Origin of the sequence: Antarcticimicrobium sediminis (genome assembly GCF_004348975.1) — a bacterium.
GTDB classification, from domain to species: Bacteria; Pseudomonadota; Alphaproteobacteria; order Rhodobacterales; family Rhodobacteraceae; genus Antarcticimicrobium; species Antarcticimicrobium sediminis.
Genome location: NZ_SMFP01000004.1, coordinates 172,347 through 194,860, shown reverse-complemented (window position 1 = coordinate 194,860; position 22,514 = coordinate 172,347). Strand labels below are relative to the sequence as shown.

20 protein-coding genes are annotated in these 22,514 nt (G+C 65.4%); 10 read left to right on the top strand and 10 right to left on the bottom strand.

The window, feature by feature from the left end:
* Positions 1-76: 76 nt before the first annotated feature.
* The gene (locus tag E1B25_RS08320) at positions 77-1,135 is read right to left on the bottom strand and encodes a permease (protein WP_132828317.1); all 1,059 of its coding nucleotides are present in this window, start codon (positions 1,133-1,135) and stop codon (positions 77-79) included.
* Positions 1,128-1,436: an ArsR/SmtB family transcription factor gene (locus E1B25_RS08315; protein WP_132828316.1), complete on the bottom strand. Its 309-nt coding sequence runs from the start codon at positions 1,434-1,436 to the stop codon at positions 1,128-1,130. The genes E1B25_RS08320 and E1B25_RS08315 overlap by 8 nt, the downstream gene beginning before the upstream one ends.
* Before the next feature lie 365 nt (positions 1,437-1,801).
* Here E1B25_RS08315 and pdxR point away from each other — a divergent pair, with 365 nt between their 5' ends.
* Positions 1,802-3,277, top strand: coding sequence for a MocR-like pyridoxine biosynthesis transcription factor PdxR (gene pdxR / locus E1B25_RS08310; RefSeq protein WP_132828314.1), 1,476 nt, complete (start codon positions 1,802-1,804; stop codon positions 3,275-3,277).
* Between the two features lie 55 nt (positions 3,278-3,332).
* Here pdxR and E1B25_RS08305 read toward each other — a convergent pair whose 3' ends face one another.
* Entirely contained in the window at positions 3,333-4,241 is a 909-nt protein-coding gene (locus E1B25_RS08305) for a phosphate acyltransferase (RefSeq protein WP_245510650.1), read from the bottom strand.
* A 227-nt stretch (positions 4,242-4,468) separates the two neighbouring features.
* Between E1B25_RS08305 and E1B25_RS08300 the strand changes: the two genes are divergently transcribed.
* From E1B25_RS08300 to E1B25_RS08290, 3 genes are all read left to right on the top strand, one after another.
* Positions 4,469-7,300 carry a molybdopterin oxidoreductase family protein gene (locus E1B25_RS08300; RefSeq protein ID WP_132828313.1) on the top strand — a complete coding sequence of 944 codons (2,832 nt, stop codon included), beginning with the start codon at positions 4,469-4,471 and terminating at the stop codon, positions 7,298-7,300.
* An 87-nt stretch (positions 7,301-7,387) separates the two neighbouring features.
* Positions 7,388-8,140 carry a 4Fe-4S dicluster domain-containing protein gene (locus tag E1B25_RS08295; protein WP_132828311.1) on the top strand — a complete coding sequence of 251 codons (753 nt, stop codon included), beginning with the start codon at positions 7,388-7,390 and terminating at the stop codon, positions 8,138-8,140.
* A gap of 1 nt (position 8,141) precedes the next feature.
* Positions 8,142-9,011, top strand: coding sequence for a dimethyl sulfoxide reductase anchor subunit family protein (locus tag E1B25_RS08290; RefSeq protein WP_132828310.1), 870 nt, complete (start codon positions 8,142-8,144; stop codon positions 9,009-9,011).
* Between the two features lie 103 nt (positions 9,012-9,114).
* Here the strand turns inward: E1B25_RS08290 and dapA are convergent, their stop codons facing one another.
* Positions 9,115-9,987, bottom strand: coding sequence for a 4-hydroxy-tetrahydrodipicolinate synthase (gene dapA, locus E1B25_RS08285; protein WP_132828308.1), 873 nt, complete (start codon positions 9,985-9,987; stop codon positions 9,115-9,117).
* A gap of 140 nt (positions 9,988-10,127) precedes the next feature.
* On the opposite strand from dapA, the gene E1B25_RS08280 reads away from it, so the two are divergent.
* Positions 10,128-12,095 carry a lytic transglycosylase domain-containing protein gene (locus tag E1B25_RS08280; RefSeq protein WP_132828306.1) on the top strand — a complete coding sequence of 656 codons (1,968 nt, stop codon included), beginning with the start codon at positions 10,128-10,130 and terminating at the stop codon, positions 12,093-12,095.
* Here E1B25_RS08280 and E1B25_RS08275 read toward each other — a convergent pair.
* Together E1B25_RS08275 and mnmC2 are read right to left on the bottom strand one after the other, a co-directional pair.
* Positions 12,069-12,944 carry a DMT family transporter gene (locus tag E1B25_RS08275; RefSeq protein WP_132828305.1) on the bottom strand — a complete coding sequence of 292 codons (876 nt, stop codon included), beginning with the start codon at positions 12,942-12,944 and terminating at the stop codon, positions 12,069-12,071. The two genes, E1B25_RS08280 and E1B25_RS08275, sit on opposite strands and share 27 nt — an antisense overlap.
* The gene (gene mnmC2, locus E1B25_RS08270; RefSeq protein ID WP_132828304.1) at positions 12,941-13,612 is read right to left on the bottom strand and encodes a tRNA (5-methylaminomethyl-2-thiouridine)(34)-methyltransferase MnmC2; all 672 of its coding nucleotides are present in this window, start codon (positions 13,610-13,612) and stop codon (positions 12,941-12,943) included. The genes E1B25_RS08275 and mnmC2 overlap by 4 nt, the downstream gene beginning before the upstream one ends.
* 54 nt (positions 13,613-13,666) lie before the next feature.
* Here mnmC2 and E1B25_RS08265 point away from each other — a divergent pair, with 54 nt between their 5' ends.
* A complete protein-coding gene (locus E1B25_RS08265; RefSeq protein WP_132828302.1) occupies positions 13,667-14,710 on the top strand; it encodes an NAD(P)/FAD-dependent oxidoreductase in 1,044 nt (347 codons plus the stop codon).
* Positions 14,711-14,784: 74 nt separating this feature from the next.
* Here the strand turns inward: E1B25_RS08265 and E1B25_RS08260 are convergent, their stop codons facing one another.
* From E1B25_RS08260 to E1B25_RS08250, 3 genes are all read right to left on the bottom strand, one after another.
* Complete coding sequence (locus E1B25_RS08260; RefSeq protein ID WP_132828301.1) at positions 14,785-15,327, bottom strand: NADPH-dependent FMN reductase; 543 nt, start codon at positions 15,325-15,327, stop codon at positions 14,785-14,787.
* Positions 15,328-15,396: 69 nt separating this feature from the next.
* Positions 15,397-16,059, bottom strand: coding sequence for a YiaD family glycine zipper/OmpA-like lipoprotein (locus tag E1B25_RS08255; RefSeq protein ID WP_132828299.1), 663 nt, complete (start codon positions 16,057-16,059; stop codon positions 15,397-15,399).
* A 268-nt stretch (positions 16,060-16,327) separates the two neighbouring features.
* Complete coding sequence (locus tag E1B25_RS08250; RefSeq protein ID WP_132828298.1) at positions 16,328-17,215, bottom strand: methylated-DNA--[protein]-cysteine S-methyltransferase; 888 nt, start codon at positions 17,213-17,215, stop codon at positions 16,328-16,330.
* Positions 17,216-17,327: 112 nt separating this feature from the next.
* Between E1B25_RS08250 and nth the strand changes: the two genes are divergently transcribed.
* Genes nth through E1B25_RS08235 form a run of 3 tightly spaced genes read left to right on the top strand, consistent with a single transcriptional unit; the run spans position 17,328 to position 19,560 of the window.
* Entirely contained in the window at positions 17,328-17,972 is a 645-nt protein-coding gene (nth, locus tag E1B25_RS08245; RefSeq protein WP_132828296.1) for an endonuclease III, read from the top strand.
* Positions 17,969-18,958: an adenosine kinase gene (locus E1B25_RS08240; RefSeq protein WP_132828295.1), complete on the top strand. Its 990-nt coding sequence runs from the start codon at positions 17,969-17,971 to the stop codon at positions 18,956-18,958. The genes nth and E1B25_RS08240 overlap by 4 nt, the downstream gene beginning before the upstream one ends.
* Positions 18,958-19,560, top strand: a complete 603-nt coding sequence (locus tag E1B25_RS08235; RefSeq protein ID WP_342635588.1) for a GNAT family N-acetyltransferase — start codon at positions 18,958-18,960, stop codon at positions 19,558-19,560. Before E1B25_RS08240 ends, E1B25_RS08235 begins: the two co-directional genes overlap by 1 nt.
* Positions 19,561-19,682: 122 nt before the next feature.
* Here E1B25_RS08235 and E1B25_RS08230 read toward each other — a convergent pair whose 3' ends face one another.
* Entirely contained in the window at positions 19,683-20,168 is a 486-nt protein-coding gene (locus E1B25_RS08230) for an RNA pyrophosphohydrolase (RefSeq protein ID WP_132828293.1), read from the bottom strand.
* Positions 20,169-20,299: 131 nt separating this feature from the next.
* Between E1B25_RS08230 and E1B25_RS08225 the strand changes: the two genes are divergently transcribed.
* Positions 20,300-22,327 (top strand): NADPH-dependent 2,4-dienoyl-CoA reductase, encoded by a 2,028-nt coding sequence (locus E1B25_RS08225; RefSeq protein WP_132828291.1) that lies wholly within the window; start codon positions 20,300-20,302, stop codon positions 22,325-22,327.
* Positions 22,328-22,514 lie beyond the last annotated feature (187 nt).

Here is a 22,514-nt window from a genome sequence, read left to right as displayed (position 1 = left end):
GCGCCCCACACCGCGCCCCGCCCGCTTTTCCTTTCACTCGAAATATCCCGGGGGTGAGGGGGCAGCGCCCCCTCCCTCACGCCACGATCTGGAACAACACCCCCGCGATCACCGCACCCAGCACCCCCAACCCCAGGTACACCGCGAAGACCCGTGGCTTGACCAGCGACCACACCGCCGCCATCGCCGGGATCGAACTGACCGCCCCGGCGATCATGAAGGCCATCGCCGCCCCCGCGCTCATGCCGCTCTCCATCAACCCGGCCAGCAGCGGCGGCGCGACATAGGAATTCAGATAGGCCGGCATCCCGACCAGCGCCGCGATCGCGATCGCCCCGATCCCGTCGCCGCCAACCACCTGTGCGATCAGATCCGCAGGCACGTAATGCACCAGCAGCGCCTCCAGCACATAGGCCAGCGCCAGCCATTTCAGCAGGAACAGCCCGTTTGAAATGAACTCGACCCGGAACGTCGCGCGCCGCGCCGCCTCGCCCCAGAACCGCCAGACCGGCTTGCCATCCAGTTTTGGCCCACCGCAGCCACAACACCCGCTGCTCGGCGCCTGCCGCAGCGGGCTGGCAAAGGCACCACCCCGCATCAGCGCCCGAACCACAAAGCCCCCGAACAGCCCCAGCGCCACCGCCGCCACCGCCTTGCCCAACGCAAACGGCCAGCCCAGCGCTGCGGCGGTGATCAACAGCGTCGGCGGGTCGATCAGCGGTGACGACAGCCAGAACGCCATCACCGCCGACAGCGGCGCGCCCAGGGCCAGCAACCCGGCGACAAAGGGGATCACCTCGCAGGAGCAGAACGGCGCCAGCCCGCCGAACAGCGCGGCAAGGAAAATCATCCGTACTTCGCGCCCGACAAAGGCACGGGCGACCATCACCTCGGCCCCGGTGGCCTTGAGATAGGCCAGCAGCAGCACCGCGAACAGGATGTATTGCCCAGTATGCGCCAAAGCCTTGCTGGCGAACACCACCGTATCGCGCAGGTTGCCCGGATCCAGCACCGCCAGTGCCAGCAGGATCGCCACGATCACCGCCCAGGGTGTTTTCAACGCCTGTTTCAGCGCCAGCTTCCCGGCCCCGCCCCGCCCGGCCCCGCCGGGACGCACCTGAGTCGTATCAGCCATCGTTCGCCGCCTTTCTCTGCGTGTCGATGCAACATTCATCCAGAATGAACGCCGCCAGTTCTTCCAACCGGTCATAGCGGGCGCGGTTGATCACCGTGCGCCCGGTCTTTTGCTGTTCCACCAAACCACCGGCGGCGAGGAATTTCAGATGATGCGCCAGTGTCGAAGGCGCGATGCCGGTGCGTTCCTGAATCTCGCCGACGCTCAGCCCGGCCTCACCGGCGCGAACCAACGTTTTGAGCACCCTCAAACGGGAGTCCGATCCCATCGCGGCAAATCCCTGTGCGGCCTCTTCCAACATCTGCGTCTCCACCAAAACTATAAACCTAGTTATTTCGAACTATTTGCCTCTGTCAATCTATTTGAACGGCCCAAATCCGCTCCCGGCCCCACCCGTTAACCCTGTTCAGGGCAACTACGCGGGCAAACCCGCCCTTCTGTACAAAACAGCATGGATACTCCCCAATCCGCTCCTCCCGGACAGGATCATGCCCAAGCCGACTGTACGAAACAGGGACCAAACCCCCCAAAATAGAGACTCTAATCATGAGAAAACGCGGCGATTCGCCTCTCCCACAGCCCGGTAAACATCCCGAGCGTTGGTCCAGACGGCGCCGCCTCTATATCCAGTTTACAAGCCAGATCAGTCCAGCCTATTCTGCCGCCATGCCTATCGCCGTCGACACCTTCTTTCTCAACCCCGATGCGCCCGGCACGCTGCAGGCGCAGGTGCAGCAGATGATCGCCGAGGGCATCCTCTCCGGCCGCTTCCACATCGGTGAGAAACTGCCCTCCTCGCGCAAGCTCGCCAGCCATCTCGGCGTCAGCCGGATCACCGTCACCCTCGCCTATACCGAGTTGGTGGCGAACGATTATCTGACCTCGCGCGGCCGCTCCGGCTACTATGTCTCAGAGAACGCGCCGGTGCCGCCGGTCTATTCGCCGCGCCCGCGCGCCGCCGATACCGTGGACTGGACCCGCGCCATCGCCCAACGGTTCACCGGCGGCGACACGCCGCACAAACCGGTCGGTTGGCGCGACTTCCGCTATCCGTTCATCTATGGTCAGGCCGATCCCACGCTGTTCGACCACACCAATTGGCGCCACTGCGCCCTGCGCGCCCTTGGACAGAAAGATTTCGCCGCCTTAACAGACGACTACTTTGATCGCGACGACCCGCTTCTGGTCGAATACATCGCCCGCCACACGCTGCCCCGGCGCGGGATCTCGGCCCGGCCCGAGGAAATCCTGATCACCCTCGGGGCGCAGAACGCGCTGTGGATCGCCGCCCGCGTGCTGCTCAACCACCGCCGCCGCGCCGTAATCGAAGACCCCTGCTATCCCGCCCAGCGCGACCTGCTGACCCATGCCGGCTGCCAGCTGACCCCGGTGCGGGTCGATGCCGACGGGCTGCCCCCCGATGCGATCCCGGCAGACACCGACGTGATCTTTACCAGCCCCAGCCACCAATGCCCGACCACCGCCACCATGCCGCTGGAACGCCGCCGCGCGCTGCTGGCTCACGCCCGCGACATCGACGCGCTGGTGGTCGAGGATGATTACGAGTTCGAGATGGCCTTTCTCGCCGCCCCCTCGCCGGCGCTGAAGTCGCTGGATGAGGACGGGCGCGTGATCTATGTCGGCAGCTTTTCCAAGTCGCTGTTTCCCGGCCTGCGGCTCGGCTACATGGTTGGATCCGAACCCTTTATCCGCGAGGCCCGCGCCCTGCGCGCCACCATGTTGCGCCACCCTCCCGGCCACATGCAGCGCACCACCGCCTATTTCCTGTCGCTGGGCCATTACGACAGCCAGATCCGGCGGATGGGCGCGGCACTGCACGACCGGCGCGCCGCGATGGAGGCCGCGATATCCGCCCATGGGCTGAGCATCGCCGGGCGCGGTGTCTATGGCGGCTCGTCGCTTTGGATGCGAGCCCCGGAGGGCACCGACAGCGCACAGCTTGCCGCGCGCCTACAGGCACAAAGTGTCTTTATCGAACCCGGCGCGCCGTTTTTCGCCGGGCCAGAGCGCGCGAAACGCTATTACCGACTGGGATATTCCTCGATCCCGGTCGCACGTATCGGCGACGGCATCGCGCGGATCGCCGAGGCTCTGGGCCAAATGCAAGCCGACGACGGATAGGGCACCTCACGGCAAAGGACGCAGTCGCGACGCCCGATGTGACCCTTCCCCGCCCTCAGGCCAGCGCCAGCGTCACCACGGTGGCGGCCACGATATCCTCCACCGTCGCCCCCCGGCTCAGATCACAGACGGGGCGACGGAACCCTTGCAGAATCGGGCCCAGCGCCTGCGCCCCGGCCAGTTCCTGCGCCAGTTTATAGGCGATATTGCCCGCGTCCAGATTGGGGAAGACAAGGACATTCGCATCGCCCGTGCCCAGCCCCTTGGCCACGGCCACCCGAGGATTGAGCGCCGCGTCCCCCTGCACCGGGCCGGTAAAGCCACTGGCCTCGGCTGCCGCGCGCACCTTGTCCACGCTGGCCCCCGCGCCGCTGCGGCCGGTGGAAAAGGACAGCAACGCCACCCGCGCCGCGCCCAACAATGCCCGCCCGGTTTTCTCGGAGGCGCGCGCGATATCGACCAGTTGGGCCGCATCTGGATCCACGTTCAGCCCGCAATCGGCAAAGATCAGGTCGCGCCCGTCGGGAAACACCATCAGGAAAAAGGACGAGACGGCCCTCCCCTCCTCGGCCGGACCGATGGCGAGGCTGGCCGCCTCGATCACCTTTTTGCTTGCCGCCACCGCACCGGCAACCATCGCGTCGGCCTCGCCTGCGGCAACCATGGCGGCGGCCCGGATCAGCGGGCGATTCAGCATCCGCCGCGCCAGCGCCGCTTTCACGCCGCGCCTCTCGACCAGCGTCGCGATCTGCGCCGCGCTCATCTCGGCCAGCGCGATCGGATCTGCCAGCCCCCCGGCCCGCAACCGCGCAACCGCCGCGTCGATGCGCGCATCCTGTCCCAATTCAGGAAACACCACACGAAGCCGCCGCGCACGGGCCGCCTCAAACGCCCTTTCCAGTGCTGACATATCGCCCTCCATTGCCCCCAAGGGGCCAGCCCCGCGCGAAAACGTCAAGATCATCCGGGGCTTTGCGGGGGCCATTTCGGCCGCGCCGGAACCAGCGATATCGACGGCACCATGCGCGTGTTGCCCTATCGTGGCGATCCCCCCGATGTCGCGCGGGACAGCCACCCGCCCATACCGTAGATATAAAAGATCAAGTTCCGCCTTAACGGAGGAGACTGAAAAACTGTCGCGCGGACGGAAATTCTGCACTAGCGTTCAATGAAAAACAGGGAAACCGAGGGATGAGCCACCGCCAGCCGGACCTGAATCTGTCGCCCAAGGTCTCGGACGAGGTTCGCAAGACCACGTGCTACATGTGTGCCTGCCGCTGTGGCATCAACGTGCATATGAAGCGCGGCGCGGATGGGACGCAGCAGGTCGCCTATATCGAGGGCAACCGCGACCACCCGGTGAACAAGGGCGTGCTTTGCGCCAAGGGCTCGGCCGGGATCATGCAGGTCAACGCGCCGTCACGCCTGCGCGCACCGCTCAAGCGGGTGGGGCCGCGCGGATCGGGCCAGTTCGAAGAAATCTCATGGGACGAGGCGCTGGAGATTGCCACGGGCTGGCTGAAACCGCTGCGCGAAAAGGCCCCGGAAAAGCTGGCCTTCTTCACCGGGCGCGATCAGTCGCAAAGCTTTACAGGCTGGTGGGCACAAAAATTCGGCACGCCGAACTATGCGGCCCACGGCGGGTTCTGTTCGGTCAACATGGCAACCGCGGGCATCTACACCATGGGTGGCTCGTTCTGGGAATTTGGCCAACCGGACTGGGATTACACCAAGCTTTTCATCCTGTTCGGGGTGGCCGAGGATCATGACAGCAACCCGATCAAGATGGGAATCGGCAAGATCAAGGCGCGCGGCGCACGGGTGATCGGGGTAAACCCGGTGCGCAGCGGCTATAACGCGGTGGCCGATGATTGGGTCTCGATCACACCGGGCACCGACGGGCTGTTCATCCTGTCGCTCATTCATGTGCTGATGACGGCGGGCAAGATCGACCTTGAGTATCTTGCCCGCTATACCAACGCCCCCTGTCTGGTGGCCGAGGCCCCGGGCACGCCAGAGCATGGCCTGTTGCTGCGCGGCGCCGACGGCAAGACGCTGGTGATCGACCGGGCCAGCGGCGCGCTCACCCCGTTCGACCAGCCCGGCGTGCGCCCCGATTTGTCCGCGACCCATACCCGCGACGGCATCCTTTATCGCCCGGTCCTGCATCTGATGGCAGAGCGCTATCTCTCCTCTGACTACGCCCCAGAAACCGTGGCCGAGCGCTGTGGCATCCCGGCAGACAAGATCCGCGCCGTGGCCGGAGAGATCGCCCGCGTCGCCTTTGATGAGGCCTTTGAGCTGGACCGGCAATGGACCGATTTTCGCGGCGAAACTCACCCGACCATGGTGGGCCGCCCGGTCAGTTTTCACGCGATGCGCGGTATCTCGGCCCATGCCAACGGCTTCCAGACCGCCCGCGCGCTGCACGTGTTGCAGATCCTGCTGGGCACGGTGGAAGTGCCGGGCGGTTTCCGCTTCAAGCCGCCCTATCCGAAACCCGCCGAGATCCACCCCAAGCCGCATTTCAACGTCACCCCCGGCGCACCGCTGGACGGGCCACATCTGGGGTTCGTTCAGGGGCCGGAGGATCTGGCACTAAAGGTAGACGGCAGCCCGGCGCGCATCGACAAGGCGTTCACTTGGGAAAACCCGATGTCGGCGCATGGGCTGATGCATATGGTGATCTCGAACGCCCATGCCGGTGATCCCTACAAGATCGACACCCTGTTCATGTATATGGCGAACATGGCGTGGAATTCCTCCATGAACACGCGCAGCGTAATGGAAATGCTGACCGATACCGATGAGAGCGGCACCTATGTCATTCCGCATATCATCTATTCCGATGCCTACAGTTCCGAGATGGTCGCCTATGCCGATCTGATCCTGCCCGATACCACCTATCTGGAGCGCCACGATTGCATCAGCCTGCTCGACCGCCCGATCTGCGAAGCGGATGCCCTGGCTGACGCGATCCGCTGGCCGGTGATCGCCCCGGACCGCGACGTGCGGGGGTTTCAGTCGGTGCTGATCGACCTCGGTGTCAGGCTGGGCCTGCCGGGGTTCGTCGATGAGAGTGGCGCGGCGGTCTATGCCGATTACGCCGATTACATCGTCAACCATGAACGCAAGCCCGGCATCGGCCCACTCGCCGGTTGGCGCGGCGAAGGTGGCAACAAGACCGGACGCGGTACACCGAACCCCGGCCAGATGGCGCGCTATATCGAAAATGGCGGCTTCTTTGTCAGCCATATCCCCAAGGCGGCGTCCTATTACAAACCGTGGAACGCGGCCTATCAGAACTGGGCCGTCGAGAGCGGGCTCTACGACAGCCCACAGCCCTATCTGTTCCAGCTCTATGTCGAACCGCTGCGCAAGTTCCAGCGCGCCGCCGAGGGGCATGGAGAGCACCAGCCGCCCGAGCATCTGCGCGACCGGCTCAAGACGGTGATGGACCCGCTGCCGATCTGGTACGAGACCGACCAGCAGGGCAACGCCGGGTTCACCGTCAACGCGCTGACACAACGCCCGATGGCGATGTATCACAGCTGGGGCAGCCAGAACGCTTGGCTGCGGCAGCTGCACGGGCACAACCCGCTGTACGTGCCGACCCGGCTGATGCGCGAACATGGGCTGCGCGATGGGGACTGGGCAAAAGTGACATCGCCGCACGGTGAAATCACCGTCCCGGTGAGGGAAATGGCCGCGCTCAACGACGCCACGGTCTGGACATGGAACGCCATTGGCAAACGCAAGGGCGCCTGGGCGCTGAAGGGCGATGCGCCGGAGGCGACGCGCGGCTTTCTGCTCAATCACCTGATCCACGAGTTGCTGCCGCCCAAGGGCGACGGGCTACGCTGGGCCAATTCCGACCCGATCACCGGGCAGGCCGCTTGGTTCGACCTGAAGGTCAAGATCGAGAAAGCCATCCCCCCGGACGAAAGCCAACCGGCCTTCGCCCCTCTCACCTCCCCCGTCGGGCAAGGCCCGGATCATCTCGAATGGAAGGTGGGGAAATGATCCACCCCTTCCTTTCTCCACAAATATCCCGGGGCCCGGGGCAGCGCCCCGGTCCGACCATAGCCTCCAGTGCCGAGGGCTGAGCACATGACCGAACTCCCCGACACGACCAAGCGCAAGTTGGGCTTGGTGATCGACCTCGACACCTGCGTCGGCTGCCATGCCTGTGTGATCTCCTGCAAGGGCTGGAACACCGAGAATTATGGCGCGCCGCTTTCGGATCAATCGCCCTATGGCGCCGACCCGTCAGGCACCTTCCTCAACCGCGTGCATTCCTATGAGGTGCAGCCAAAGGAGGGCGCGGCGCAGCTGATCCATTTCCCGAAATCCTGCCTGCATTGCGAAGACGCCCCCTGCGTCACGGTCTGCCCCACCGGGGCCAGCTACAAGCGGGTCGAGGATGGCATCGTGCTGGTCAACGAGAGCGATTGCATCGGTTGCGGGCTGTGCGCCTGGGCTTGCCCTTACGGCGCGCGCGAGATGGACGCGGCCGCGGGGGTGATGAAGAAATGCACGCTCTGCGTCGATCGCATCTATAACGACACCCTGCCCGAGGAAGACCGGGTACCCGCCTGCGTGCGCAGCTGCCCGGCAGGCGCGCGCCATTTCGGCGATCTGGGCGACCCGGACAGCGCGGTGTCAAAGCTGGTGGTCGAACGCGGCGGCATCGACCTGATGCCGGAACAGGGCACGAAACCCGTCAACAAATACCTGCCACCACGTCCCAAGGACCGGATCACCGAAACCGCGCCAAGGCTGACCCCGGTGGCGCAGGACATCGGCGGCTTCCTCGGCTGGCTTGACCGGACGCTCGAGCGTTTGCCGGGCGGAGACAGTTAAGATGCATCCAGCCAAATCCGTCATCGCCTTCACCACGCTGTCCGGGCTGGGGTTCGGCCTGTTGATCTGGCTCGGGCTGGGGGCTCCAGCCGTCACCGGGCGCAGCGCCTTTGCCTTTTTCACCATCGCCTACCTGCTGGCGACGGGCGGGCTGATCGCCTCGGCCTTTCACCTCGGCCACCCTGAGCGCGGGCTGAAGGCGTTTACCCAGTGGCGGACAAGTTGGCTGAGCCGGGAAGGCTGGGCCGCGCTGCTCGCGCTGGGGGTGATGGCGGCCTATGGTGCCGGGCTGGTGTTTCTCGACACCCGTTGGGCGTTGCTGGGTTGGCTCGGCGCGGGGCTGAGTCTGGGCACCGTGGTCACCACCGCGATGATCTATACCCAGCTCAAATCCGTGCCGCGCTGGCATATGGCGCTGACACCGGCGCTGTTTCTTTGCCTGTCACTGGCCGGTGGCGCGCTGCTGGCAGGACAGACCCGCTGGGCGGTGCCACTGTTGATCTTGGCGGGAGGGCTCCAGATCGCCCATTGGCGGCGCGGCGATGGCGCGCTGGCCCGCTCGGGCACGACACTGGCCACGGCCACCGGCCTCACGGGTGGCAGCCTGCGCGCCTTTGAGCCGCCCCATACCGGGCCGAATTACCTGTTGCGCGAGATGGTCCATGTGGTCGGGCGACGTCACGCCACCAAACTGCGGGTGATCGCGCTGGCGCTGATGAGCGTGGTTCCCGTGGTGCTACTGCTTGCCCCGTTCAGCCACGCGCTCGCCGCGCTGGCGGTGCTTAGCCATCTCACCGGTGTTCTAACCGCCCGCTGGCTGTTCTTTGCCGAGGCAGAGCATGTGGTGGGGTTTTACTACGGCGCCCGTTGAACGCCTAGGCGCAGTTCGGGGATGGGGGCGCTGCCCCCCTCGCCCTTTCGGGCGAGTCCCCCGGAGTATTTCAGGCCAGAAAAAGACCTTGATCGCTAAGCGCTCAGAGCAGTCCGGCGTGTTTCATCGCGGCGTCGATCACAGCCTTGGTGCTGTCTTCAAGCCCGGTCAGGGGCGAGCGGACCTCTTCGCTGCACATCCCCAGTTTCGACATCGCATATTTGGCCCCGACGAGACCCGGCTCAAGGAAGATCGCCTCGTGCAGCGGCATCAGCTTGTCCTGATACTCCAGCGCCAGCTTGTAGTCGCCCGCCAGCGTCGCGGCCTGAAACTCGGCACAGAGCCGGGGCGCCACGTTGGCGGTCACCGAAATGCAGCCGATACCGCCATGGGCGTTGAAACCCAGCGCGGTGGCATCTTCGCCCGAAAGCTGGATGAACTCCGGCCCGCAGCTGATCCGCTGCTGGCTGACACGGGCCAGATCGCCGGTGGCGTCCTTGACGCCGACGATGCGGGGCAGCTTGGCCAGCGTGCCCATGGTGGCGGGCGTCATGTCGACCACCGAGCGGCCGGGGATGTTGTAGATGATGATCGGGATCTCGGCGCAATCATGCGCGGCGGTGAAATGGGCGATCATGCCGCGCTGGGTCGGCTTGTTGTAATAAGGGGTCACCACCAGCGCCGCATCGGCCCCGATCCGGGCGGCGAATTCAACAAAGCGAATCGTCTCGACCGTGTTGTTGGAGCCAGCCCCCGCGATCACCGGCACCCGACCGGCAGCGGCCTTGACCACCTCGGCGATGACGGTTTCATGCTCAACATGGGTCAAGGTCGGGCTTTCGCCGGTTGTGCCCACCGGCACCAACCCGCTGGAGCCTTCGCTGATCTGCCAATCCACAAGACGTTTGAGCGTCTTCAGGTCCAGCTTGCCGTTGGAGAACGGGGTAACAAGCGCTGGCATTGAACCTTTGAACATTGGAGGACGCTCCCTATCTGTGTTTTGGCGCGCGCGGTGCCCTGCCGAATCAGGGCGTGTTCCGCGATTGTGTGTTGATCCGGGCGGGCCGCGGATTATCGTCAGTGGCTCTAGCCACGGTTAGGTGAAAAATGCAAGGGATGACACGCTTTCTGGCGCTTGTGCTGGGCCTGCTTCTGCTCGCTCTGCCACTGCGGAGCATGGCTGGGCCGGCCGAGGAACTTACCCTCGGGCTGGCGGCGATGCGCGACGGCGACTGGGATCAGGCGCTGGCGGTTTCGGGCAAACGCGGATCGGTGTCGCGCGACGTCATCGTCTGGCACTGGCTGCGCGCGGGCAAGGGCACGGCGGGCGATGTGATGGTCTTTCTCGACCGTCGGTCTGACTGGCCCGGTCTGGCCTGGTTGCAGCGCAAGAGCGAGCCGGCGTTTTCCGATGCGCCACCGGCGCAGGTTTTGACGTTCTTTGCCCAACAGCCACCGCAGACCGCCGAGGGCATGTTGATCCATGCCGCCGCGTTGGAAAAGACCGGTCAGGGCGGCGATGCGCAGGCCGGGATAGTGCTGGCCTGGCGCAGCATGCCGATGGGCAAGGGGCTGATGGACTTGTATCTTTCCCGATACGGCGATCTGCTGCGCCCGCACCATGCCGCACGACTGGATCGGATGATCTGGGACGGTCAACTGACCAGCGCCCGGGCGATGGTGCCGCTGGTGGACGAGGCGGATCGCGCATTGGCCGAGGCCCGCATCGGTTTGCTGGATCTGGCCCCCGGCGTGGACACACTGATTGCGCGGGTGCCAGATGCGCTGCAACAGGATCCGGGGCTGGCGCATGCGCGGTTTGTCTGGCGTCACCGCAAGGGGCGCACGGACGACGCGATTGTGCTGATGCTCCAGCACAGCGACAACGCGGCATCTTTGGGCGAGCCGGTGCATTGGGCCGACCGCCGCCGGTCGCTGGCCCGGGAAAAGATGCGCGACGGTGATGCCAAGCTGGCCTATCGCATCGCGGCCAACCACCAGCTGACCCCCGAGGCCGGCTATGCCTATGCCGATCTGGAATGGATCGCGGGCTATGTCGCGCTGACGCAGCTGGGCGATCCGACCACGGCGTTGCGCCATTTTCAGCGGTTCGACGCTGCGGTGGAAACCCCGATCTCCAAGGCGCGCGCCGGCTACTGGGAAGGGCGCGCGCAGGAGGCCTTGGGCGATGCCGATGCGGCCCATGCCGCCTATGCGATGGGCGCCGAATATCAGACCGCCTTCTATGGCCTGCTGGCCGCCGAGCGGATCGGACGCCCCTTTGATCCCGGCCTTGCCGATCCGTCGCCGCCGCCGCCGTGGCGCAAGGCGCCGTTCCTGCGCTCCAGCGTGGCCGAGGCCGGGCTGATGCTGCTCAAGGCGGACGAACCGGTTCTGGCCGAACGTTTCCTGACCCATCTGGTCGAATCGCGCGATGAAACGCAGGCGCTGCAAATGGGCGCGATGGCGGTCGACATGGACCTGCCGCATCTGGCGGTGATGATCGCCAAGCGCGCGGCGCAGCAAGGACAAGTGCTGAACGGGGCCTATTACCCGCTGCATCCGGTGGCCAAACTGAAATTGCCGATGGCCCCTGAAATGACGCTCGCCATTGCCCGGCGGGAAAGCGAGTTTGACCCCCGGGTCGTCAGCGGCGCGGGTGCGCGCGGGCTGATGCAGGTGATGCCCGCGACCGCGCGATTGGTCGCTGGTCAATTGGGAATCCTGAGCGGACACAGCACCGACCGGTTGCTGAGCGACCCAGACTACAACGCCAAGCTGGGTGCGAATTACCTCGCCGGGCTGGCGGGTGCGTTCGACGGCAACGTGGTGATGATGGCGGCGGGCTATAACGCCGGCCCGCGCCGTCCGCAGCAATGGATGGAGCTTTACGGCGATCCACGCACGGGGGCCGTGGATATCGTCGACTGGATCGAACACATCCCGTTCAACGAGACCCGCAACTATGTCATGCGGGTCACCGAGAGCCTACCGGTCTATCGCGCCCGTCTGGGCGAGGTGCCGCTGCCGATCCCGTTCTCGAGGGAGCTGTCCGGCTCAACCCTGCGCGCGTTCGCGCCATAGGGTGAACAGACCGGCCAGCACGATGATCCCCGCGCCGATGACGATGTTGCTGCGCAACACCTCGTTAAAGATCACCGTGCCAAGGATCGCGGCCCAGATCAGATGGAAATAGGCAAAGGGCTGCACCGCGCCGGCCTCGGCCACCTCGTAGCATTTGATCAACAACCAATGCCCCGACACACCGGTGACACACAGCACCGCCATCCAGACCCAGTCGGGGCCGGTCATCGGTTCCCAGAACCACAGGCCGATCGCGGTCATCATCACCGCGCCAGCAGTGCCGGTATAGAAAAAGCTGGTCTCGGTCCGGTCGCGCCGGGCCACATAGCGGGTGAGCAGACCATAAAGCGCGAACATCAGCGCCGAAATCAGCGGGATAATAGCGACGGGGTCGAACACCCCCATGCCCGGTTGCAGGATGATCAGCACCCCGATCAGGCCGACGCCGATCGCCGCCCAGCGCCGCCAGCCCACCCGTTCGCCCAGCACCGGGCCGGACAGGGCGGCGATCAGCAGCGGATAGCAGATGAACACCGCCTGACTTTTGATCAGCCCCAGCAGGGTGAACCCGTAGATCGCCACGCAAACCTCGCCCGCCAGCAGTAACCCGCGAAAGATCTGCAACAGCGGCTGCTCGGTTCTTGCCACCCGGCGCACACCGCCCGGCGCGCGCGCCGCCAGCGCGATGACGAAGGCCGCGAAGAACCAGTAGCGGATCATCACCACCATCCAAGTGTTGTAGGTTCCCGCCAGATGGCGCGAGATCCCGTCCTGAAGCGCAAAGACAATGGTCGATGCGACCATCAGCAGGATGCCCAGCGGCACCGTGTTGCGTTGTGGCGCGGTCATAGCGGCATCCTTGCGCGGGTCATGTGGCGTTTGCGGCCATGTCCGGGGATCCGCTCGACGGCGAACCCTGCCGCCTCCAGCCCCCGGCGCACGAAGCCGGCAGCGGTATAGGTGGCCGCCGTGCCGCCCGGTGCAGTATGCCGGGCGACCTGTGCCAGCAGGTCGTCGCCCCAAAGCTCCGGGTTCTTGGCCGGGGCGAACCCATCGAGAAACCAGGCATCGGCCCGCCCGGCCCAATCTGGCAGCGTTGCGCGTGCATCCCCCGCGATCATCTCGAACTGCAGGGTGCCAAGATCAAGGGCCCCGGTCCCGCTCCAACCCGCGAGAAACCGCGCCGCCCAGGGCGACAGCTCGGGAAATGCCTTGAGCGCGCGGGCCATATCGGACGGCGCCATCGGAAATGCCTCGAATGTGGTGAACCAAAGCGCCCCGTCTTGCCCACTTCGCTCCCATGCGGCCCATGTCGCCAGCAGGTTCAAGCCGGTGCCAAAGCCCAGTTCGGCGACATGAAACCCGGGGCAGAACCGCGCCGGCAGGTCATTGCCCGCCAGAAACACATGCCGGGTCTCTTCCAGCCCGTTCTGGTCCGAGAAATAAGGATCGTCGAACCGGGACGAGACCGGGACGCCCTCTTCGCGCCAGGTGAGTTCCGCCCGCTGGTCGGCCATCGCTATTTTCCGTAAAGGTGGTGAACGGCGCGACACTGGAGAAAGGTGGCAGGAATGGCAATGGCAGATGTGACAGTACGCGGGGCGGGGGTTTTCGGCCTCTCCATCGCATGGGTCTGTGCCCGGCGCGGTGCGCGCGTGCAAGTGATCGACCCCTTTGGCCCCGGCGCGGGGGCAAGCGGCGGGTTGGTCGGCGCCTTGGCCCCGCATGTGCCGGAAAACTGGAATGCGAAGAAGGCGTTTCAGTTCGACAGCCTGATTCTGGCGGAACCTTTTTGGGCCGCGGTCGAGAAAACGGGCGGCGTCTCGTCCGGCTATGGGCGCACCGGGCGGTTGCAACCGATCGCCGATGACCGCGTGCTGGGGCTGGCCCGCGCCCGCGAGACCACCGCGGCAGAGCTGTGGCAAGGCAAGGCACGCTGGCAGGTGCGCCCCGAAGCCGAACTGGCCCCATGGGCTCCGCCCAGCGCCACGGGCTATCTGATCCACGACACACTCAGCGCGCGGATGCATCCGCGCCGCGCCTGTGCCGCCTTGGCCGCCGCGCTGCGCACATTGGGGGTGGATATCCTCACCGAGGGGGCCGATCGCGGCCAGGTAATCCATGCCACCGGCGCGACCGGTCTGGCCGAGTTGAACGCCCATTTCGGCAAGACCGTGGGCGGGGCGATCAAGGGACAGGCGGCGCTGTTTCGGTTTGATGCCGGGGTCGACGCGCCGCAGATCTTTGCCGATGCGGTGCATATCGTGCCCCATGCCGACGGGACCCTTGCCATCGGCTCGACCAGTGAACGAGAATTCGACGACCCGACAGCCACCGACGCCCAGCTTGAGACGGTGATCGAACGCGCCCTGGCCGCCATGCCGGTGCTGCACGGGGCCACGGTGATCGAACGCTGGGCCGGGCTGCGCCCCCGCGCCAAATCGCGCGCGCCAATGCTGGGCGCACACCCGCTGCACCCGGGCCAGTTCATCGCCAATGGCGGCTTCAAGATCGGCTTTGGCATGGCCCCCAAGGTGGCCGAGGTGATGGCCGACCTTATGCTGGAGGAGCGCGATACGATCCCCGGCGATTTCCGCCCCGAGGTCTCGCTGTAACCCAAGCACAGGCTTCCCCCCTCCCCGGCCCCCAAGGAAAGCCGTTGCGAGAGGGGGCTTGGTCTGGATCGGCGTTAGCGCGTGACCTCGACGCGCAGCTTGTCCATCAGCACCTGCAGCGTCTTGGTGTAGGGAGCGCTGATCAACCGGCCCTCCGCGTCGAACTGATTGCGGCAATCGGCCAGATGCAGCTCTGGTCCCGACAGCAGGCGCGACTGGAACGGAACCAGAAAGCTGCGCAGCACCATCTGCGCCCGCTCGCCCCCGGCGCGGCCCGCCGCCGCCGACATCACCGCAACGGGCTTGTCCGCCCAAGGCGTGCCGCTGGTGCGACTGACCCAGTCCAGCGCGTTCTTGAGCACGCCGGACGGCCCCTTGTTGTATTCCGGGGTTGAAATCACCACCGCATCGGCCTGCGCAATCTGCGCCGCCAGATGCTGCACCGCCTCGGGGATGCCTTCGCCCTCTTCGAGGTCGCCGTCATACAGCGGCAGGTTCAGATCGGCTTCGGTCAAATCCGCCGTGCCGAACAGGCGCGCCGCCTCTCGGATCAGCTGGCGGTTGGCGGATGCCCGGCGCAACGCGCCGGACAGGCCCAGAAGGGTGATATTGGACATAGGGGGCGGCCTCCGGTCACGATTTTTCCCTGACATAGGACAGATCGCGCCGGTGGGCCACCCAGCCCTTTACTTGGTGGGAATCATCACGATTTCCACCCGGCGGTTGCGCGCCTTGCCCTCTTCGGTGAGGTTCGAGGCGACAGGCACCTCTTCGCCACGACCGACGATGGCAAGCCGGGTATAGGACACGCCGCCAGCCTGAAGGATATCGGCCACAGCATTGGCCCGGCGCTTTGACAGGCCGATATTATAGGCGGCATCGCCATCGCTATCGGTATGGCCGATCACCTGTACGGTCATGTCGGGATAGCGTTGCAGATGCGCCGCCACCCGGTTGACGTCGGCCCGCAGACCCGGACGCACCGCGAAGCTGTCGGTGGCAAAGGTGATATCATTGGGCAGCGACACGATCAGCCGGTCGCCGGTATTGGTGATGGTAATGCCGTCGCTGGACAGCGCGTTGCGCAGCTCGGCCTCCTGCCGGTCAAGGCTTTCGCCGATCCCGGCGCCGACAATTGCCCCCAGCGTCGCGCCGCCCAGCACTGCGGTGGTCTTGTGCGGCGACCCTGATACGGCGCCGATCCCGGCCCCGAGCAGCCCGCCGATCAGCGCGCCCTGTTTGGTCTTCTGATACGGATCACCGGAATCGACCCGGGCCGGATCGGTACAGGCGGCCAGCAGAAAGACGGTACTGATCGCGGTAACGGTCGTGAGTTTCACAAGCTTCATCAAGTTGCCTCTTGCTCTCATTTTGCGCGCTTCGGGGTTTGGACCCACGCGGTTGAATATCCTGCCATACTATATCAGAGGCGCGGTGCCGTCACTCAAGCACTGCGCCCTCCGGCTCGGCGGATTGCCGCGCATTTCCATCCACCTTGAAGCCCATAAAGGTGCAGACAAACCGCCCGCCCACACCACCTCCCGCACAGCGGCGTCACCTTTTCGGCAAGGGGCCGGTCAGGGCCGTTTGCCACCCGACCTCCGGCCTGTGCAGCGGTCAGGAACCGGCGACCGCCCCCTCCCGCCGCTCAGATCCCTCCTCGGCCCGGGCCGCCTCATAGGCCAACATGGCGCGCTTGACCGGCACCCCCCAGTGATAGCCGCCCAGCCCCCCGGATTTGCGCAGCGCACGGTGGCAGGGGATCAGCCAGCTCACCGGATTGCGCCCCACGGCCGTGCCCACCGCCCGCACCGCGCGGGGCAGGCCGATCGACTGGGCAATCTCGGAATAGGTCGAAACCTGACCGGAGGGGATGCGCAACAGCGCCTCCCAAACCTTGATCTGAAGCGGCGAGCCGATCATGTGCAACGCGGTCTCGCCTCGCTGCTCAAAGACCGCCGTGACCAATGGCGCCAAGGCCGCGGGGTCTTCGACGAACTCCGCTTCGGGCCAGCGCCCGCGCAGGTCCGCCATCGCGGCCTCGGGTCCGGTCTCGGCCGAAAAGGCAAGACCGCACAGCCCCTTGTCCGTGCCCATCGCCAGCGCCGGACCAAACGGACTGTCGAACCACCCCCACATGATCACCAGCCCAGCCCCGTGGCGCGCATACTCGCCGGGGCTCATCGCCTCCCACCGCAGGAACAGATCGTGCAGCCGGCCGCTGCCCGACATCCCAACCGCATGGGCGGTGTCCAGCGTGGTGAACCGATCGCGCAGCAGCGCCTTGGCATGGCCCAGCCGCAGGTACTGTTGATAGCGTTTCGGCGACACCCCGACCCAGCGCGAGAACAGCCGCTGGAAATGCGCCGGGCTCATCTCCATCGCCGCCGCCAGCGCCTCCAGCGACAGCGTCTCGCCGCCGTCTTGCTGGTGCTCATCAATCACCGCGATCGCCCGACGCATCACGTTGAAATGATAGCCCTGTTCGTTGTCGCCCTCACCCATCGCCAACACTCCATTCCGATCCGCCCAACCTAGGGGCAGCGATGCACCGATGCGACCCGTTTCCTGCGCTTTCACGTTGCGCCACGCCGCCGCGCACGGCATTAAGACCCGGATGGCAAAACAGCTCGATTACCATACGATCCGCGAGATCTTTACCCGGTTTCAGGCCCGCGAACCCGAACCCCGGGGCGAACTGGACCATGTCAACGCCTATACCCTCGTGGTTGCCGTGGCGCTCAGCGCGCAGGCGACCGACGCGGGCGTCAACAAGGCCACGCGGGATCTGTTCCCAATCGCCGACACACCGCAAAAGATGCTCGATCTCGGCGAAGAGCGTCTGATCGAGCATATCAAGACCATCGGCCTGTTCCGCAACAAGGCCAAGAACGTGATCAAACTCAGCCGCATTCTGGTCGAGGATTATGACGGCGTGGTGCCCAATTCCCGCGCCGCGCTGCAATCGCTACCGGGGGTGGGACGCAAAACCGCCAATGTGGTGCTGAACATGTGGTGGCACTATCCCGCTCAGGCTGTGGATACCCATATTTTCCGCGTCGGCAACCGCACTGGCCTCTGCCCGGGCAAAACCGTGGACGCGGTCGAACGCGCCATCGAAGACAACGTGCCGGTGGATTTTCAGCAGCACGCGCATCACTGGCTGATTCTACATGGCCGCTATCACTGCAAGGCGCGCAAACCGCTGTGCGGCACCTGCCTCATCCGCGACCTGTGCCAATTCGAGGACAAAAATCTATGACTACCTATCAACTCGTCGGGATCGGTAACGCGATCGTCGATGTCATCAGCCAGACCGAAGATGCCTTCCTGACCGGAAACGGAATTGAAAAGGGCATCATGCAGCTGGTCGAACAGGACCGCGCCGAGCTGCTTTATGGCGCGATGACCAACCGGGTTCAGACACCGGGCGGCTCGGTCGCCAACACCATTGCGGGCGCTGGCGCGCTGGGGCTGAACACCGCCTTTATCGGCCGGGTGCGCGATGATGAGCTGGGCCACTTTTACGCCAATGCGATGAACGAGGACGGGGTCGATTTCGTCAACCCGCCCGCAGCAGGGGGCGAACTGCCGACCTCGCGCTCGATGATCTTTGTCTCGCCCGACGGCGAACGCTCGATGAACACCTATCTGGGGATCTCCTCGGAGCTCAGCTCTGACGACGTGCCCAGCGAGGTCGCAGGCAAGGCCGAGCTGATGTTCCTTGAGGGCTATCTGTTCGACAAGGACAAGGGCAAAGAGGCCTTTCTCGAGGCCGCGCGTGACTGCCACAAGGGCGGCGGCAAGATCGGCATCGCCATTTCCGACCCGTTCTGCGTCGACCGGCACCGCGACGATTTCCTGTCGCTGATCGAACACCAGATGGATTTCGTGATCGGCAACGAAGCCGAGATCCAGTCGCTGTTCCAGACCGATCACCTGGACGATGCGCTGGTGATGACCGCCGCGCTCTGCCCGCTGGTGGTCTGCACCCGCTCGGGCGACGGCGTCACCGTGATGGAGGGCACCTCGCGCATCGACGTGCCGGTGCAAAGGATCACACCCATCGACGCCACCGGCGCCGGCGACCAGTTCGCCGCCGGGTTCCTCTATGGCATGGCCACGGACCGCGATCTGGAAACCTGCGCCCGCATCGGCAATGTCTGCGCCCGCGAGGTGATCAGCCATATCGGCCCGCGTCCCGAAACCAACGTGGCCGAGCTTCTGCGCGACGCCGGGCTGCTTTGATGGTGCTGACGCCGGGGGACTACGACGTCCCACCGGGCATGGTGGCCTCGGTGGTGACGCATCTGGAGATGCGCACCGCCGCCGCGCCGCGCCCGGTGCCGGCGCCCGAGGGCGTCAGCCTGCGCCGTATCCACGCCCCCGCGCCCGACTGGTACCGCGACCTGTTCACCCGGGTCGGCGGTCAGGACTGGCTCTGGTTCTCGCGTCTCGGACTGGACGACGCGGCGCTTTCCAAGATCCTCTGCGATCCCAAAGTCGAACTCTACGCGCTCGAAAAACAGGGCCACGCCGAAGGGCTGCTGGAGCTGGATTTTCGCGACAAGGGCGCTTGTGAGCTGGCCTTTTTCGGCGTCACCCCGGTGCTGATCGGCTCTGGCGCCGGTCGGTTCATGATGAACGCCGCCATCGAAAAGGCCTGGGCGCACCCGATTGCACGGTTCCACCTGCATACCTGTACGCTCGACCATCCCGGAGCGCTCGCTTTCTACCGTCGCAGCGGATTCACACCGCTGCGCCAACAGATCGAAATCGCCCCCGACCCACGCCTGAGCGGCAATCTTCCACGCGCGGCCGGGCCCCATATCCCGATCTTCGAAGGCTGAGCCCCCCGCGATCATGATCCCGCCCCGGCTTCTTCTTGGCAAAAATACTCCCGCCGGAGGCATCGCGCCGGCAGCGCCGGCGCCATCCCCCTAAGTCCACCGGACGCCGGAGAAACGCGCGCTCAGCCCAGATAGGGCGCGAATTCTTCGACCACTTTTTCATAGACCACACGCTTGAAGGGCACGATTCGCTCCACCAGATGCGCCGGGTCCTGCCAGCACCAGGTGCTGAACTCGGGGTGTTCGGTCGCGATGTTCACCTGTTCGTCGTCCCCATGGAAGCGCATCAGAAACCATTTCTGCTCCTGCCCACGATAGCGGCCCTTCCAGATCTGCGGCACCAGATCGTGCGGCAGGTCATAGGGCAACCACTGCGCGCTTTCGGCGACGATCTCGACCAGATCGGCCGTCACCCCGGTCTCCTCCCACAGCTCGCGCAGGGCGGCGGTGCGCGGCGCCTCGCCCTTTTCCACCCCACCCTGGGGCATCTGCCAAGCCTCTTCGAATCGGTCCTTGCGCTGGCCGACAAAGATATGTCCAGCGGCATTCATCAGCATGACGCCGACACAAGGGCGATAGGGCAGCTTGGCGATTTCTTCCGGGGTCATTTTTGACGGCTCCTCAATTGCCCCTCCTGTCTAGCGCCTGCACCGCGCGGTGCAAGCGGGTGACGCAGGGTTGCGGGGTGACAGAGCAGCGCAATAAGGCAATCCTGCGCGCAAATTGAGGGAGGGCGATCATGACCGACTACCCAAATCTTCTGGCGCCGCTGGATCTGGGCTTCACCACATTGAAGAACCGCGTGTTGATGGGCTCCATGCATACGGGGCTGGAGGAAACCGGCGACTGGAACCGGGTTGCCGAGTTCTATTCCGAACGCGCGCGCGGCGGAGTCGCGCTGATGGTGACCGGCGGGATCGGCCCGAATCTGGAAGGCTCGGTCCTACCCGGCGCCGCGATGATGACCACCGAAAAGGACGTGGCGAACCATTCCGTGGTAACGGACCGCGTACATCAGGCCGGCGGCAAGATCGCCATGCAGATCCTGCATGCGGGGCGCTATTCCTATGGCCCCAAATGCGTTGCACCCAGCCCGGTGAAATCCCCCATCTCGCCCTTCCCCCCCAACGAGCTGGACGAAGAGGGGATCGAAAAGCAGATCGCCGACATCGTCAACGCCGCCGTGCTGGCGCAGCAGGCCGGCTATGACGGGGTCGAGATCATGGGCTCCGAGGGGTATTTCCTCAACCAGTTCCTCGTGACCCACACCAACAAGCGCACAGATCGCTGGGGCGGCAGTTATGAAAACCGCATGAGACTCCCCATCGAGGTGGTGCGTCGCACCCGCGCGGCGGTGGGGCCAAATTTCATCCTCATCTACCGGCTGTCGATGATCGATCTGGTGCCCGATGGCTCCACCCATGACGAGGTGGTGCAACTGGCGCAGGAGATCGAAAAGGCCGGCGCCACAATCCTCAACACCGGCATCGGCTGGCACGAGGCCCGGGTGCCGACCATCGCCACCTCCGTGCCGCGCCGCGCCTTTGCCTGGGTGACGAAAAAGCTGATGGGCAAGGTCGGCATCCCGCTGATCACCTCGAACCGGATCAACACCGCCGAGGTGGCCGAACAGGTGCTGGCCGAGGGCTGCGCCGACATGGTGTCGATGGCGCGCCCGATGCTGGCGGATCCGCATTTCGTCGCCAAGGCGCAGGCCGGGCGGGCCGCGACCATCGCCCCCTGTATCGCCTGCAATCAGGCCTGTCTGGACCATACCTTTGGCGGCAAGCTGACCTCCTGCCTGGTCAATCCGCGCGCCTGCCATGAGACTGAGCTGACAATCGAACAGACGCCCAAAGCGAAATCCATCGCCGTTGTCGGCGCCGGGCCGGCGGGGCTGTCGGCGGCACTGACCGCAGCGGAGCGGGGCCACAAGGTCACGCTGTTCGACAAGGCCGGTGAGATCGGCGGTCAGCTCAACATGGCCAAGCAAGTTCCCGGCAAGGAAGAGTTTCGCGGTCTGGTGGACTGGTATCGCACCATGGTAGATCAGGCCGATATCACGGTGCAGCTGGGCCAGGCCGTGACGGCAAAGGATCTGACCGGGTTCGACGATGTCATCCTCGCCACCGGGGTCATCCCGCGCGATCCCCAAATCCCAGGGCAAGACGGCGCGAACGTGCTCAGCTATATTGACGTGCTGGCGGGCAAGGCCCCGGTGGGACCGCGCGTGGCGGTTCTGGGGGCCGGCGGCATCGGGTTCGACGTCAGTGAATTTCTGGTCGAGGACGGCGACAGCCCGACCGAGAACCTCCCCCTGTGGATGGAGGAATGGGGCGTCACCGACCCGGCAAAGCAGCGCGGCGGGCTGGTGCCCGGCGGGCCACACCCACATGCGCCCGCGCGGCAGGTGACCCTGTTTCAGCGCAAGGCTGAGAAACACGGCAAGCGGCTGGGCAAGACCACCGGCTGGATCCACCGCGCCACATTAAAAATGAAGGATGTCGCCTTCGTCGGCGGCGTGAATTACGAACGTATCGACGAAGATGGCCTGCACGTCAGTTTCGGCGAGGCGCGGGAAAACCCGACCTTGATCGCGGCCGATACCATCGTTTTGTGCACCGGTCAGGACTCCGAACGTAGCCTTGTCGATGCGCTGGCGAACCTCGGCATCACAGCCCATGTGATCGGCGGCGCCGACGTGGCCGCGGAACTTGACGCCAAACGGGCGATCAACCAGGGCACGCGACTAGCCGCGACGCTCTAGCCGCCCGCGCCCCCCTCTCCCCACCGCAAGGGGAAAGGGGGCGCCCAAGACGCAGCGCGCCGTCAGCCCCCCCTTTTTCTGGCTGCAAATACTCCGGGGGAGTCGCGGCTCGCCGCGACGGGGGCAGAGCCCCCGATTCCGCCCCCTGCCCAGCCGCCCGCCGTTTCCCAGACCCGAACGATCCCGG